Raw genomic sequence first — 14,034 nt, 5'->3', positions numbered from 1 at the left:
GCAAGTACATACTCTATCGTAACAAATTAGACGATAAATTTCATTTTATAAGAAAAAAAGACGTCCTGGAATTAGGACGTCCCGGAATATAGAAGGTTCTTCTATCAGATTTCCATGATTTCGTTTTCTTTGTCTTTAGCAATTGCATCGACCTTTACAATTGTTGAATCCGTCAACTTTTGGATTTCTTCACCATTACGACGTAATTCATCTTCAGTAATATCGCTACTTTTTTCAAGTTTTTTGAAATCATCATTTGCATCACGACGAATGTTACGAATCGCAATTTTTGCATCTTCTGCTTCTTTTTTCACTAATTTAACAAGCTCTTTACGACGATCTTCTGTCAATAAAGGAATTGCTAGTCGAATAAGTGTCCCATCACTTGATGGTGTAATCCCAATATCCGATTTCATAATCGCTTTTTCAATATCACCAATCGTCGTTTTGTCATATGGTTGGATGACAAGAAGACGAGCTTCTGGTACTGAAATTGCTGCCATTTGACTAAGAGGCGTAGGCGCTCCGTAATACTCGACAGAAATTCTGTCTAATAAAGAAGCATTTGCGCGTCCTGCACGAATCGATGCAAGCTCTCTTGTATACGCACCTATTGCTTTTTCCATACGATCTTTCGCTTGGTCCATCACTGCTGTTGGCATTATAAATTCCTCCTAACAACCGTCCCAATCGGTTCACCGAGAACGGCTCTTTTTATATTTCCAGTTTCCATAATTGAGAATACTACGAGTGGGATGTCATTGTCCATACAAAGGGTTGAAGCAGTAGAATCCATCACTTCAAGACCTTGACTGATGACATCTAGATAAGCCAATTCTTTAAATTTAACTGCATTTTTATCTTTCAACGGGTCGGCAGAATAGACGCCGTCCACATTATTTTTCGCCATTAAAATTACATCTGCTTCAATTTCTGCTGCTCGAAGCGCTGCTGTCGTATCTGTCGAAAAATATGGATTTCCGGTACCTGCCGCAAAAATGACAACCCGCTTCTTTTCAAGGTGTCGGATTGCTTTACGACGTATGTATGGTTCCGCGACTTGCCTCATTTCAATCGAAGAAGATACACGAGTTTCAACACCGAGCTTTTCAAGTGAATCTTGCAAAGCAAGTGAGTTCATTACGGTTGCAAGCATTCCCATATAATCTGCCGTTGCGCGGTCCATGCCCATTTCGCTACCAATCTTACCACGCCAGATATTGCCGCCTCCGACAACGACTGCTACTTCGACATCTAGATCTACTACTTCTTTTACTTGTTCCGCAACTGTTTTAATGATTTCGGGTGATAGCCCAAAACCTTTATCACCAGCAAGTGCTTCACCGCTTAACTTTAAGACGATTCGTTTATATTCTGGGACGCTCATGTATACCCTCCATCTACTTCGTTTTCTTGAAAAATAGGGAACACACGCATGTGTTCCCCATTAGATATTCTTATGATAAATCGAACAAAGATAAATTAGTTACCTTTAACTTGGTTCATAACTTCTTCAGCAAAGTTATCTTCACGTTTTTCGATACCTTCACCAACAGCATAGCGAATAAACTCTACTAATGTACCGCCAGTTGATTTTACGAAGTCACGAACTTTTTGATCAGAGTTTTTAACGAACGCTTGATCTAATACACAAATCTCTTCGAAATATTTACCGATACGGCCTTCGACCATTTTCGCTACAATATTCTCAGGTTTTCCTTCATTCAACGCTTGCTCTGTTAGAACTTTACGCTCACGCTCAACTTCTTCTTCAGAAACTTGGTCACGTGATACATATTTCGGGTTCAAAGCTGCAACGTGCATCGCAACATCTTTCGCTGCGTCTGCATCAGTTGAACCTTCAAGGATTGTAAGAACACCAATACGACCACCCATGTGAAGATATGGACCGAATGCGTCTGCATCTGTTTTTGTACGAATTTCGAAGCGACGAAGTGTTAATTTCTCACCGATTTTCGCAACAGCATTTGAAATGTGGTCGGCAACTGATAGACCATTTGACATTTTAGAATCATGTGCTTCTTCGATTGAAGCTGGCTTTGTAGCAAGAAGATGCTCTGCAAGCTCTTGCACAAGTACTTGGAATCCTTCGTTTTTAGCAACGAAATCTGTTTCAGCATTCACTTCTAGAAGGATTGCTTCGTTTCCGTTCACATAGATAGATGTTGAACCTTCCGCTGCAATACGGTCAGCCTTTTTAGCTGCGCTAGAAAGTCCTTTTTCACGAAGGAAGTCAATTGCTGCTTCCATATCACCGTTTACTTCAGTTAGTGCTTTTTTGCAGTCCATCATACCTGCACCTGTTTTTTCACGTAGTTCTTTTACCATTTGAGCTGTAATCGCCATTTTATAATTCCTCCTAAAATAGTACGTAATTCCTAAAAAAGACGATAAGGGTATAAGCCGCTTATCGTCTCGTTGTTTACTGAATTTACTCTGCAGCTACTGCTTCCTCTTCAGTCGTCTCTTCGTCTTCGCCTTGTCTTGATTCAAGCAAAGCGTCAGCCATTTTACCAGTTAAAAGACGTACTGCACGAATCGCATCATCGTTCGCTGGAATGATGTAGTCGATTTCGTCCGGATCACAGTTTGTATCAACGATTCCGACTAGTGGAATGTTTAATTTAATTGCTTCTGCAACTGCGATACGTTCTTTGCGTGGGTCAACAACGAACATAACGTCAGGAATTGCTTTCATATCACGGATTCCGCCAAGGAATTTAACGAGGCGTTCATGTTCTTTTTTAAGCTGTCCAACTTCTTTTTTAGGAAGTACGTCGAATGTACCGTCTTCTTCCATTTTCTCGATTTGTTTCATACGAGCAACACGTTTTTGAATCGTGCCGAAGTTTGTTAGCGTTCCGCCGAGCCAGCGTTGGTTGATGTAGTACATTCCAGCGCGTTCAGCTTCTTCTTTAATTGCTTCTTGTGCTTGTTTTTTCGTTCCTACGAATAGGACTTTTCCACCATCAGCACCAACTTGACGCATAAATGCATATGCTTCTTCAAGTTTTTTTACTGTTTTTTGTAGATCGATGATGTAGATACCGTTACGTTCTACGAAGATAAATTTCTTCATTTTTGGGTTCCAACGACGTGTTTGGTGTCCGAAGTGTACCCCTGCTTCAAGCAGTTGTTTCATTGAGATTACTGACATTTGTTATTCCTCCTGTTTGGTTAGATTCCTCCGTGCGCTTCATCCGGTAGAGCGACCTTTCGGCACCCTCTCTATCGTCCGTGCACGTGCGTAGTAATACCACTAGATAATATACCATAGCGCTATTATGTTTGCAACCACATTCATCTGAATTTCAAAATGAGTTCTATTTCTGTTTTACCTTTGCCTAATGCCTTAGCAATTTCCTCGATGGATTTTCCCGCGTCAAATAATTTTATAGCTTGTGTGCGATCATCATCCACTACGATTGTTGGCCCTTGTTGGTTTGTCGTCACGGCATTATAGGACTTGAGCGCAACATTGACAGGTATCGTAGGCTTACTGACACGTAACACCGGCTGGGCTTGTTCCACTGTAACTGTATGCTCTTGCCCGTTAGTCAAAATACTGTCCACTACTTTTTTAGCAAAGGGCTTGTTATCACGCTCGACAAGTTGTTCGATTAATCGCTCATTCTCATCCTTCAATTCCGATAAATAGGCACCAATAGAATCATCCATTTCAATCATGAGTTTGCGTTGCTTCTTTTCAAGGTCGTCAAACTTCGACACCTTTGTATACAGCAATGCTAAAAAATAAAAACTCATGATTTGTACAATAAACAATAGACCCAAAACTAACCATACAATCATTTTAATTACCCTGAGAAATCAACGAATGATCCTTTATAAGGATGCACCGTGTTCTTCCTCTCCTCTTCTTTTTGTAGCCGTTGCCGTTCTTCTTTCTCAGCACGTTCTCTTTCACGCTGATCAGCATCGGCATCCGTTTTAGCATATTTCTCTGATTCTAAAACTGTTTCGCTATTTTTAATCATTTGCTGTTCCATACGAGCTGTAGCCTGATCCTGGTTCAATTGTGTCTGCTGATGCTTCTGCTCTGCGACCTTCCCCGCATCGAACGTCTTTGGTATTGCAATTTGCAATTCAATCCCTTTTAAACTCATAAAATCCCTCCATCTACTATTTCAGATGCTAATAGCTTACGAAGTTTAAATAGTGCCTTTGAGTGAATTTGAGATATTCGAGAAGTAGATAAGCTTAAAATTTCACCAATTTCCGTCAGCGTCATTTCTTCTGTATAGAAAAGATTGAGTACAAGTTGTTCGTTTTTATTTAATTCATTAATTTTAGTTATCAAATCGCCAACTAACTCAGTCATCAATGTGCGTTGTTCAGGTGTTTTCGTCTCCTGATCCTTAATCACAAATGATTTCAGCCCTTCATCGTCATCATCATTGACTTTTTCATCTATCGATAAGACGTTTGAAAAATAATGTTCATGAACAGTTTGATAAACATCATCGACGCTCATTCCCATATGACTGGCGATTTCTTCAGGTGTTGCATGTCGTAGTAATTTCTGTTCGAGTTTTGTAATTTCATCTTCAAGTTTTTTTGACTTTTCTCTTGAGGAACGTGGTAGCCAATCCTCTTTTCGTAAGCCATCAATGATTGTTCCGCGAATCCGGAAGGAAGCATACGTGTCGAATTTCAAATCTCGACTCGGATCGAATTTTGTCAACGCGTCGAATAAGCCATGAAGTCCAAGACTCATAATATCATCTCGCGAAACATTGCGTGGCAATCCTGAGCTAATCCGTTGCACATGGTAAGTGACAAGTGGAGTATATCTTTGAACAAGGATATCCCCCGCCTCAGGATCGCGAGTACGAATCCACAGGTCCCAACTTGTATCTTCCTCCATCAAATCCTGTTTCGACATCGAATCCCTCACTCTCAATGATGATTCTAGTTACTTACTATTATAGCAAATAAGCATGAAAAAAGGCGACTGAACCGATCAGCCGCCGACTTTCTTTGTCTAGACCCCAGTAACAAGACAGTAAAACCTGTACTTACTCAAAGTTCTTTCGTTCCTTGGTTAACTGTCCGTACACTAAGAATCGCTGTTGCCGGATCAAACTCAATCGTGCGGCCACTAGATCCACCAGTATCTTCAGCTAAGATAGGAATAGATAATCGCTTCAATTCCTCTTTTACTGCTTCCACATTTCGCGGCCCGATACGAATCGTATCACTTGAACCGAATTGGAACATTTGAGAACCACCGGCAATTTTCGCCTTAAGGGACATCGGCCTGACACCTTCTACTTTTAGCATTTCCATCAATGCATAAATACCGGTATCAGCAAACTTGGCTACATTCAGCTGACTTGATTTGCCGAGAGTAGAATCTGGAAGCATAATATGTAACAAACCTGCAACTTTCTTCGTTTCATCATATAAAACGACACCGACACAAGAGCCAAGTCCAGATGTACGGATTGTCATTGGTGCTTTAACAATATTCATATCTGCAATCCCGACTCTAACAACCTCTTTTAATACCATCATCCTACATCACACCCAGTGACTTAAAAATCGTAATGTAGGATGAAGGATCCGGAAGCAAGAAAAAGTGACCGTCAACACTTGTACTGCCGCTCTCTCCTTCTTCACGAATCTGTGTGTCAATGACAATCACTTCATCGCTATAATGAGACACCTCAATCAGTCCAAAACTAACGATAGCTCCAACCATATCCACGCTCAATGAAGGGACTGTCGGATAGATTTTCAAGCCTGTGAAGTCGGACAACGCAGACAAATAAGAACCTGAAAGAATATTACCTAGTTCCTGCATAGCGGACACACCTATATCAGGAAGAGTGGAGGCTCCAAAATCAAACGACTCGTCATCTATCAAACTTCTAATGAAGTGATTGGCCGACTCTAGGGACAGAACGAAGAACATGCTACCTGATAAATCTCCCTCAATGCGAAGGAAAATACCTGCTACAGTCGCTTCTGCCCCTCCTGCAAGATCAAACATTTCATCAAATGATACGAGCTTCACATTTGGTACATGCATATCGATTTTGCGATCCAGTAGCTGTGACAAAGACGTTGCCGCATGCGCCGCACCGATATTCCCAATTTCCTTTAGAACATCAAGATGCATATCCGTGATGGGGCTTTCAGAGGTCATCTGAAGTCACCCTCTTAATAGGCTCTAACACTTTATCCAGATTCAACATGACAAGCAGTCGTTTATCAACTTTAGCTACACCAGAGATAAAGTCCACCTCAACCGAACCAACGACCTCTGGCTGTGGCTCTATTGATTCTGCTGGAATGTCAAGTACATCATTCGCCGCGTCGACAATTAGCCCTACATCATAATCCTCTAAAGTAACAATAATGATTCTTGTACTTTCATCCATCTCTTTCGTATCAAGACCGAACCGCTCTCGTAAATCGACGATTGGTGTAACGACACCTCTAAGATTGAGAACCCCTTTCACATAAGACGGGGTTTTCGGAACGCGTGAAATGGACAGCATCTTCTCGATGGACTGAACAACATCCACACTAATTGCATATTCTTTGTCCATTAGTTCGAAAACAATAACTTTCATTTCATTCTGATTAAGCATCTCAGTCATAACTTTTCACTCCCGCCTATTTGATCAATGAGTTGCAATCGACAATCAGTGCAACTTGTCCATTTCCAAGAATTGTTGCACCAGATATTGCAAAAACACTTTGCAAGTAATTACCAAGAGATTTCAAAACAATCTCTTGTTGACCAATGAATGAATCAACAACTAATCCCGCTAGTTTTTCACCTTTACGAACGATTACGACTGACTGGAAGCTCTCAGATTCGTCAAGTCCTGGCATTTCGAAAATTTCTTTCAAGTATACAAGTGGTATGATATTGCCACGGAAATCAATGACTTTTTGATTATGAGCACTCAGAATATCTGAAGTCTGAATGATTGCCGTTTCAATGATCGATGATAATGGAATTGCGTATATTTCTTTCTCGAGCTCTACAAGCATTACTGAAATAATTGTCAATGTTAATGGCAATTGAACTTGGAATAGGGAACCTTGTCCTTCTGTCGACTCTATGGAGATATAACCTCCAAGTGATTCAATCGTATTTTTCACGACATCCAGACCAACTCCGCGTCCAGATACATCCGAAATTTTCTCGGCTGTTGAGAAGCCTGATGCTAAAATGAGTTCTGCCACTTGTCGATCCGTCATTGCTTTCGCAATTTCTTCTGTCACAATGCCATTTGCAATCGCCTTGGCAACAACACGCTCGCGGCTGACGCCAGCTCCATCATCCTCAAGCTCTATGAATACGTGATTTCCAGAGTGATAAGCACGTAGCGTAACAGTTCCCTCTTCTGGCTTCCCTTTTGCGAGACGCTGCGCTGGGCTTTCCACGCCGTGATCAAGTGCATTACGGATTAAGTGAACGAGCGGATCACCGATTTCGTCAATGACTGTACGGTCTAGTTCCGTTTCAGCACCAATGATTTCAAGATTCACTTTTTTATCTAAGTCTCTTGCCAGCTGCCTAACCATTTTCGGGAAACGATTGAAGACTGTTTCAACTGGAATCATACGCATATTCAAGATGATGCTTTGCAAATCACCTGATACCCGTGTCATTCGTTCAACAGTTTCATTCAATTCCGGATTCTGCAGCTCACTTGCAATAGACTGGAGCCTTCCACGATCAATGACAAGCTCTTCGAATAAGTTCATTAAAATATCGAGACGATCAATATTGACACGAATTGTCTTATTCCCTGATTGTACGCCTGTATTTCGTTTTCCTTTTTGACCAGCTGGTTCTTTCTTCACTTCTGTCCCTTGTTGAACAGCGACACCCGTTTCGATAGCTTTCACTGCCTCATTATCCTTCGCACGCTTACCATCTTTTAAGTAATCATTTGTGAGTTCAGTAACTGTCACAGATTCCACTTCAGATACTTTCATCACTTTCCCACGCAAAACATCCGGAGTTTCTTTTGTGATCAAAGCCACAGTAAAGGTTTCGGCAAACTCTTCATTTTCAAGTTGTTCAACTTTCGGCTCAGATTTAACAATTTCACCGACTTTTTCAAGTATGCCAAACACCATGAAGACCCTTGCTGCCTTTAGCACACAATCTTCCCGTAATTCAACAGTTATTTCAAGTGCGTTAAAGCCTTGCTCAAATGATTGGCTAATGACAGTCATTTCATAATCGTCATAGCTTAGAGCAACTTTTTCTTCTACTACAGTTACTGCTGTTTCAACAACTGCAGCAGCAACAGAAGCACCGCCTGCCTCAATACGATTCAGTGACTCTACGAGCTCACGAACATCCTTTTTACCAGTCCCACCGGATGCGATGTCCATAACCATCTCTTCCAGATAATCAACTGCCTGAAGAACAACATCAAAAATCTCAGTTGTGACTGGAATTTTCGAGTTACGAATTGCATCCAAAACATTTTCCATCATATGTGTTAAGTCGGCTATATCTTCATAGCCCATTGTGGCTGACATTCCTTTTAGCGTATGCGCAGATCGGAATATTTCATTGACAATTGCTAAATCTTGCGGGTTTTTCTCCAGTTCTAACAAATGCTCGTTACAAGATTGAAGATGTTCCTTACTCTCATCAATGAACATTTCTAAATATTGATTTGTATCCATCGTGACGCCCCCTCTAAGACTTTATGATTTCCAAAATTGTTTCTGATATATTGTGCAAGTCCACCACTTCATCGGTAAGTCCAGCTTCCTTTACGGCTTTTGGCATTCCGTAAACGACAGATGTCTTTGCCGATTCAGCAATTGTCACTGTTCGACCGTTTTTGCGTAGTACTTCCATCCCGACTTTCCCGTCATAGCCCATCCCTGTCATAATGACGGTCAGATAGTTCACATCCGTGTTTTCTGCTGCTGATTCGAGTAGAACATCAACGGATGGGCGATGACCCATACGGGGTGGATCGATGGCATCTAGCTTCACAAAATAGTTCATGCCTTTCTTTTCCATCTTTAAATGCTTTCCCCCCGGCGCGATATATGCCGTTCCATTTTCAAGGAGTTCACCATCTTCTGCTTCTTTTACGTGAATATTACACAGACCATCCAACCTATCCGCAAGCGATTTTGTAAACCCAGGCGGCATATGCTGAACTATAAGGATTGGAACGCCAATCGAAGCCGGTAGACCTGTCAAAACTTCCTGTAGTGCCCGAGGTCCCCCTGTCGATGTGCCTATTATAACAAACATCTTACCCATTTTGGAAATCTTAATCTTCGATCTACTCTTCACCGGACTTGATGGGCTCTCTGAGGAGGGCATTTTCACTTGCGGTTCTACTTGTTTACTTGCAACTTTAGGTACAACCGATGCCGACAATCGCTGGCTAGGCATCTTTTGTGTAAGCGTCGACATCCGAACTCCTAAGGCAGCAATGACTTTTTCTACTATCTCTCCTTGCACCTCATGAAGATTTAAGGAGATTGCTCCGCCTGGCTTCGCGACAAAGTCAACGGCTCCATATTCCATTGCAAGAATCGTATTTTCCGCACCTATTTTTGTTGTACTGGATAGCATGACAATTGGAACTGGATGTTTGTCCATAATTTCCTTCAAGGCTTCAAGGCCATTCATAATAGGCATCTCAACGTCCATAGTGACAACATCTGGTTTTAAAGTTCGTACTTTTTCAACAGCTTCTTGACCATTACGTGCAGTCCCGATTACCTCGATGTCGGGATGCCCCGAAAGAAAATCTGAAATAAGCTTACGCATAAACGCTGAATCATCCACAACAAGCGCTTTCTTCCGATTGCCTGTACCCAAATCATCCACGTCCTTTCGTAAATATGCTTCTCAATTTCCCGAGAAATCCTTCTCCACGTTTGGACGTTTCATCCAAACTTGCTCCAACAAAATTTTCTGCGATTATTTTCATTCGCTTCGAAATAGGTGCACTCGGAAATAGAAGTAAAAATGGTTTTTGTGCAACAACCGCCTTATGGACAACCGGATCTTCTGGAAGAAAACCAAGAATTGTCGTCTCCTTCCCCAAAAACTTCCGCATTGCGTACTGTAATCGAACGACAGCTTCATTTTCTTCCTCATCCCTCGAAACACGGTTGCTGACCATATGCAATTTTTTATCAGGATCTTGCAAACATATAAACTTCATCATAGAGTAAGCGTCTGTAATAGAAGTTGGCTCTGTCGTCGAAATGACAATGATTTCATCGACCGCCACAATCAATTCAATCGAACGTTGTGTTGCCCCTGCTCCCATATCGAATAAAATGAAGTCATATCTTTGTTGTAAAAACTCAAATGCTTGAATTAAAAGTTCGAACATACTCTCGGACCATTCCAATACATTCTCAAGTCCTGAGCCTCCAGAGATGAAGTGCAGTCCTTCTGGTGTCTCGTTAATAATTTCAATTAGTTGTTCTTGACCAAGTAAATAATCTTTCAAACTATAGCGTGGGGCCATTCCAAGAAGGATGTGAATATTGCCCATCCCGATATCCATATCGACAATGATAACCTTCTTACCTTTTGCAAGAAGTGAGTGGGCGAAATTCGTTGAAAAGTTTGATTTTCCAACGCCCCCTTTTCCACTGACAATAGCAATCGACCTAGAAAGCTCACCTTTGGACTTTAACATTTTGAGTCTTAGTGTTTCTGCCTGATCACGCATCATAGGCACCCTTCAGCAGTAAAGAAATCAACTTATCGCTGTCCGCTTCGGTAATATCCTCAGGTACTTCCTGACCATCTGTATAATAAGCAGTGCCAATACGATAGTCTTTCATCAAATTAAACAGTGGTCCAATTGAGCTCGTTTCATCCATTTTCGTGAAAATAAACTTTTCAACCGCAAATTGATTGAACTGTTCAATAATTATTTTCATATCCTGTTCTTTTGATGTCATCGAAAGAACGAGGAACGATTCCATATCTAATGAAAAGTCAATAAGCCTTGTTAAATCTTCTACAAATTTTACTTCTTTATAATTTCGGCCCGCGGTATCGATGAAGATAACATCACGATCAGCAAGTTTTGCAATTGCTTTTTCGAAGTCCTCGCTATTATAGGCAACCTCAACCGGCGCTTGTAATAAGTTCGCATATGTACGAAGCTGCTCTATTGCCGCAATTCGATAAGTATCTGTTGTTATAAATCCGATTTTTTTCTTATTTTCTAAAAGAGCCCTCGCAGCAATCTTAGCAATAGTCGTTGTTTTTCCAACTCCTGTAGGACCGAGTACATTTATGAATCTTTTGTCGAAAGAGATACCCCCAAACGGCAGGTCACTGATTTCCCTTTCTAAAAACTCTTTGATCATATGTAACTGCTCTTCGTATGTGAAGTCTTTTTTCTCAGCCTTCATCCGATTATATATATCTTCACCAATTTGTGTAATAAGACTCGAAGATAAGCCTTGCTCCTCAAGATGAAACAGTACTGGCTTTAGTTCATCAGGTAAACGAGAGTGACTAGCTGACTGCTGCATATCCTTTAGCATTTTTTTCATTTCATTCATTTCTTTTTTCAATTCCACCGAGGTTTTATCGGCACTGACAATTTGTGGCGAACTAAATGGAAGTACCGGTTCTTCCATTTTCGGAGCCGGTTCATCAAAGCCTGCAACAACTTCTACAGACTTCTTTTTAAAAAGACCAAGAAATCCTTTCGAATTGACAACAGTAGAACTAAGAATAATGGCGTCTTCACCAAAATCAGTACGTACTTTTTTCATAGCCTCGACCATTGTTTCTGCACTATATTTTTTCATTTTCATCAGATATCCACCACCCCGACGCTTTGAACTTCAATCGTTGCTTCAAGCTCATTATACGACAATACTGGAATTTGCGGGAAATACCGCTCTGTTATTTGTCTTAAATACATTCGGATTGCTGGCGAGCAAAGAACAACTGGTGATTGATCCATCAACGCAACACGCTCTACTTCACCCGCGATCGATTCTAAAATTTCTTGCGAATGTCCTGGGTCGATAGACAAATAGTTTCCTTGCTCGGTTTGCTGAATATTATCCGCAATCATTTTCTCAATCTTCCCAGATACTGTTAACACTTTGAGTGATTGACCAGACGCTGCATACTGATTGGTAATTTGCCTTGCAAGCGCTTGTCTGACATACTCCGTCAATACATCAATATCTGATGTATATTTCGAATAATCCGCAAGTGTTTCAAAGATAATCGGTAAATTTCGAACCGACACATGTTCGTTCAGCAATTTCGCCAATACTTTTTGGATTTCTCCAATTGACAACGGAGTCGGTGTCAACTCGTCGACAAGAATTGGGAAGGTTTCACGCACATGATCGACGAGTTGCTTTGTTTCCTGACGCCCAATCAAATCTGCTGCATTGGCACGAATCACTTCAGTTAAATGTGTCGACACAACACTTGGCGGATCGACAACAGTATACCCTAGGATTTCTGCATCTTCTTTAACATCCTCCGCAATCCATTTAGCAGGTAACCCGAATGACGGCTCAATTGTATCAATTCCTTCGATTGAGTCATCGCCACCAGGGCTCATGGCTAGATAATGGTCAAGAAGAAGTTCTCCCCTTGCTAACTCACTTCCCTTTATTTTGATTCTGTACTCATTTGGCTGTAATTGAATATTATCTCGAATACGAACAACCGGGATAACGAGACCTAATTCGATAGCTAGCTGCCTTCGTATCATGACGACCCGATCGAGCAAATCCCCGCCTTGCGTCGCATCGACGAGCGGTATTAGCCCATAGCCAAACTCAAATTCGATAGGATCGACATTGAGAAGATTGACGACATTCTCAGGGCTCTTCATTCCTTCTGTTTCAGTATCCTCTTCCATCTCTAGCAATTCCTTTGGATCTTCCTCAGATTGACGTGACATAACAAATGCCCCTATGGCAAGTGCAGCCGCAATTGGAATCGTTAGCATGTCATTGATAGGTGTCGCAAGTCCAAGTAACAGAACAGTTACAGCACCTACGTAGAGTAACTTCGTTTGTCCAAGAAGCTGATTCGTAATATCTGAACCAAGATTCCCTTCTGATGTTGCCCGTGTAACGACAATCCCTGTTGCTGTTGAAATCAAAAGGGCTGGGATTTGAGAAACGATTCCATCACCTACTGTTAACTGCGAAAAGAGTAAGGCAGCTTCACCGAAAGGAAGTCCCATTTGGACTACTCCGATAATCATTCCGACAATCAAGTTAATGATGACGATGATAATACCAGCAATGGCATCCCCTTTAACGAATTTCGTTGCCCCATCCATCGCACCATAAAAGTCGGCTTCGTTACTTACTTTTTCACGACGAGTCCGTGCCTCTACTTCGGAAATCATCCCCGCGTTCAAGTCGGCGTCAATACTCATTTGTTTACCTGGCATGGCATCTAGGGTAAATCGAGCTGCAACTTCCGATACCCGCTCCGCCCCTTTTGTAATAACGATGAACTGAATGATGACGAGGATTGAGAAAACGACAAGACCAACAACAACGTTCCCACCAGTTACAAACGTCCCGAACGTTTCAACAACACCACCCGCATCACCATTTGATAGAATTGCTCTCGTTGTAGAAACGTTCAATCCTAAGCGAAATAATGTTAGAAGAAGCACAAGCGTTGGGAATATAGAAAACTCCAATGCTTCCTTCATATTCATAGATGTCATTAAAACCATTAAACCTAATGTAATATTAATAATAATCAGGAAGCTCAGTAGCCAAGTTGGAAGCGGGATGACAAGCATCGCGACAATCATTATAACCGCAGCGAGCACGCCTATTTCTCTTAATTTCATGTCATCCCCACCTTTTTATATTAATCAAATACGCCTTGGCGTATTTGCGTCCAGATTTTGAATTGAGCATGCTCAATTCACTCCTTTCAAAATCTGTGACATCCGCCGGAGGCTTTTAGCCAACTGGTAGGAAGGATTGAACTACATCCTTCCTTGTTGGCTA

Annotated in this window: 15 protein-coding genes; all 15 read right to left on the bottom strand. The window is 41.4% G+C overall.

The window, feature by feature from the left end; translation table 11 throughout:
• Positions 1-104: 104 nt before the first annotated feature.
• The 15 genes from frr to flhA all read right to left on the bottom strand — a co-directional run bounded on the left by frr (position 105) and on the right by flhA (position 13,871).
• Entirely contained in the window at positions 105-662 is a 558-nt protein-coding gene (frr, locus tag R2B77_RS04060) for a ribosome recycling factor (RefSeq protein WP_203246252.1), read from the bottom strand.
• A complete protein-coding gene (gene pyrH, locus R2B77_RS04055; protein ID WP_203246251.1) occupies positions 662-1,387 on the bottom strand; it encodes a UMP kinase in 726 nt (241 codons plus the stop codon). Before pyrH ends, frr begins: the two co-directional genes overlap by 1 nt.
• Positions 1,388-1,482: 95 nt before the next feature.
• Positions 1,483-2,367: a translation elongation factor Ts gene (gene tsf / locus R2B77_RS04050; protein ID WP_203246250.1), complete on the bottom strand. Its 885-nt coding sequence runs from the start codon at positions 2,365-2,367 to the stop codon at positions 1,483-1,485.
• Positions 2,368-2,452: 85 nt separating this feature from the next.
• Positions 2,453-3,178 (bottom strand): 30S ribosomal protein S2, encoded by a 726-nt coding sequence (gene rpsB, locus R2B77_RS04045; RefSeq protein WP_203246249.1) that lies wholly within the window; start codon positions 3,176-3,178, stop codon positions 2,453-2,455.
• A 143-nt stretch (positions 3,179-3,321) separates the two neighbouring features.
• Positions 3,322-3,831 (bottom strand): hypothetical protein, encoded by a 510-nt coding sequence (locus tag R2B77_RS04040; RefSeq protein ID WP_203246248.1) that lies wholly within the window; start codon positions 3,829-3,831, stop codon positions 3,322-3,324.
• 5 nt (positions 3,832-3,836) lie between these two features.
• Entirely contained in the window at positions 3,837-4,145 is a 309-nt protein-coding gene (locus R2B77_RS04035) for a hypothetical protein (protein WP_203246247.1), read from the bottom strand.
• Positions 4,142-4,924 (bottom strand): FliA/WhiG family RNA polymerase sigma factor, encoded by a 783-nt coding sequence (locus R2B77_RS04030; protein ID WP_212391088.1) that lies wholly within the window; start codon positions 4,922-4,924, stop codon positions 4,142-4,144. Before R2B77_RS04030 ends, R2B77_RS04035 begins: the two co-directional genes overlap by 4 nt.
• A 137-nt stretch (positions 4,925-5,061) precedes the next feature.
• Positions 5,062-5,556 carry a chemotaxis protein CheD gene (locus R2B77_RS04025; protein ID WP_203246246.1) on the bottom strand — a complete coding sequence of 165 codons (495 nt, stop codon included), beginning with the start codon at positions 5,554-5,556 and terminating at the stop codon, positions 5,062-5,064.
• Between the two features lies 1 nt (position 5,557).
• Positions 5,558-6,190 (bottom strand): chemotaxis protein CheC, encoded by a 633-nt coding sequence (locus R2B77_RS04020; RefSeq protein ID WP_203246245.1) that lies wholly within the window; start codon positions 6,188-6,190, stop codon positions 5,558-5,560.
• Positions 6,180-6,647, bottom strand: a complete 468-nt coding sequence (locus tag R2B77_RS04015; RefSeq protein ID WP_203246244.1) for a chemotaxis protein CheW — start codon at positions 6,645-6,647, stop codon at positions 6,180-6,182. The genes R2B77_RS04020 and R2B77_RS04015 overlap by 11 nt, the downstream gene beginning before the upstream one ends.
• Before the next feature lie 16 nt (positions 6,648-6,663).
• On the bottom strand, positions 6,664-8,706 hold the full coding sequence (locus tag R2B77_RS04010) for a chemotaxis protein CheW (protein ID WP_203246243.1): 2,043 nt from the start codon (positions 8,704-8,706) through the stop codon (positions 6,664-6,666).
• Positions 8,707-8,719: 13 nt separating this feature from the next.
• Positions 8,720-9,868, bottom strand: a complete 1,149-nt coding sequence (locus R2B77_RS04005) for a protein-glutamate methylesterase/protein-glutamine glutaminase (protein ID WP_203246242.1) — start codon at positions 9,866-9,868, stop codon at positions 8,720-8,722.
• A 1-nt stretch (position 9,869) separates the two neighbouring features.
• Positions 9,870-10,739: a MinD/ParA family protein gene (locus R2B77_RS04000; protein ID WP_203246241.1), complete on the bottom strand. Its 870-nt coding sequence runs from the start codon at positions 10,737-10,739 to the stop codon at positions 9,870-9,872.
• Complete coding sequence (gene flhF / locus R2B77_RS03995; protein ID WP_203246240.1) at positions 10,729-11,841, bottom strand: flagellar biosynthesis protein FlhF; 1,113 nt, start codon at positions 11,839-11,841, stop codon at positions 10,729-10,731. Before flhF ends, R2B77_RS04000 begins: the two co-directional genes overlap by 11 nt.
• A complete protein-coding gene (gene flhA, locus R2B77_RS03990; RefSeq protein WP_203246239.1) occupies positions 11,841-13,871 on the bottom strand; it encodes a flagellar biosynthesis protein FlhA in 2,031 nt (676 codons plus the stop codon). Before flhA ends, flhF begins: the two co-directional genes overlap by 1 nt.
• Positions 13,872-14,034 lie beyond the last annotated feature (163 nt).

The sequence above is a fragment of the Sporosarcina beigongshangi genome, assembly GCF_033485195.1.
GTDB lineage: Bacteria > Bacillota > Bacilli > Bacillales_A > Planococcaceae > Sporosarcina > Sporosarcina beigongshangi.
Note: the sequence above shows the minus strand (reverse complement) of the source record. Positions and strands in the feature narration are given on the sequence as shown.

Excerpts from the sequence above, each read along its gene's own strand:
- frr (WP_203246252.1), bottom strand. The coding sequence starts at position 662 with ATGCCAACAGCAGTGATGGACCAAGCGAAAGATCGTATGGAAAAAGCA.
- pyrH (WP_203246251.1), bottom strand. The coding sequence starts at position 1,387 with ATGAGCGTCCCAGAATATAAACGAATCGTCTTAAAGTTAAGCGGTGAA.
- tsf (WP_203246250.1), bottom strand. The coding sequence starts at position 2,367 with ATGGCGATTACAGCTCAAATGGTAAAAGAACTACGTGAAAAAACAGGT.
- rpsB (WP_203246249.1), bottom strand. The coding sequence starts at position 3,178 with ATGTCAGTAATCTCAATGAAACAACTGCTTGAAGCAGGGGTACACTTC.
- R2B77_RS04040 (WP_203246248.1), bottom strand. The coding sequence starts at position 3,831 with ATGATTGTATGGTTAGTTTTGGGTCTATTGTTTATTGTACAAATCATG.
- R2B77_RS04035 (WP_203246247.1), bottom strand. The coding sequence starts at position 4,145 with ATGAGTTTAAAAGGGATTGAATTGCAAATTGCAATACCAAAGACGTTC.
- R2B77_RS04030 (WP_212391088.1), bottom strand. The coding sequence starts at position 4,924 with ATGTCGAAACAGGATTTGATGGAGGAAGATACAAGTTGGGACCTGTGG.
- R2B77_RS04025 (WP_203246246.1), bottom strand. The coding sequence starts at position 5,556 with ATGATGGTATTAAAAGAGGTTGTTAGAGTCGGGATTGCAGATATGAAT.
- R2B77_RS04020 (WP_203246245.1), bottom strand. The coding sequence starts at position 6,190 with ATGACCTCTGAAAGCCCCATCACGGATATGCATCTTGATGTTCTAAAG.
- R2B77_RS04015 (WP_203246244.1), bottom strand. The coding sequence starts at position 6,647 with ATGACTGAGATGCTTAATCAGAATGAAATGAAAGTTATTGTTTTCGAA.
- R2B77_RS04010 (WP_203246243.1), bottom strand. The coding sequence starts at position 8,706 with ATGGATACAAATCAATATTTAGAAATGTTCATTGATGAGAGTAAGGAA.
- R2B77_RS04000 (WP_203246241.1), bottom strand. The coding sequence starts at position 10,739 with ATGATGCGTGATCAGGCAGAAACACTAAGACTCAAAATGTTAAAGTCC.
- flhF (WP_203246240.1), bottom strand. The coding sequence starts at position 11,841 with ATGAAAATGAAAAAATATAGTGCAGAAACAATGGTCGAGGCTATGAAA.
- flhA (WP_203246239.1), bottom strand. The coding sequence starts at position 13,871 with ATGAAATTAAGAGAAATAGGCGTGCTCGCTGCGGTTATAATGATTGTC.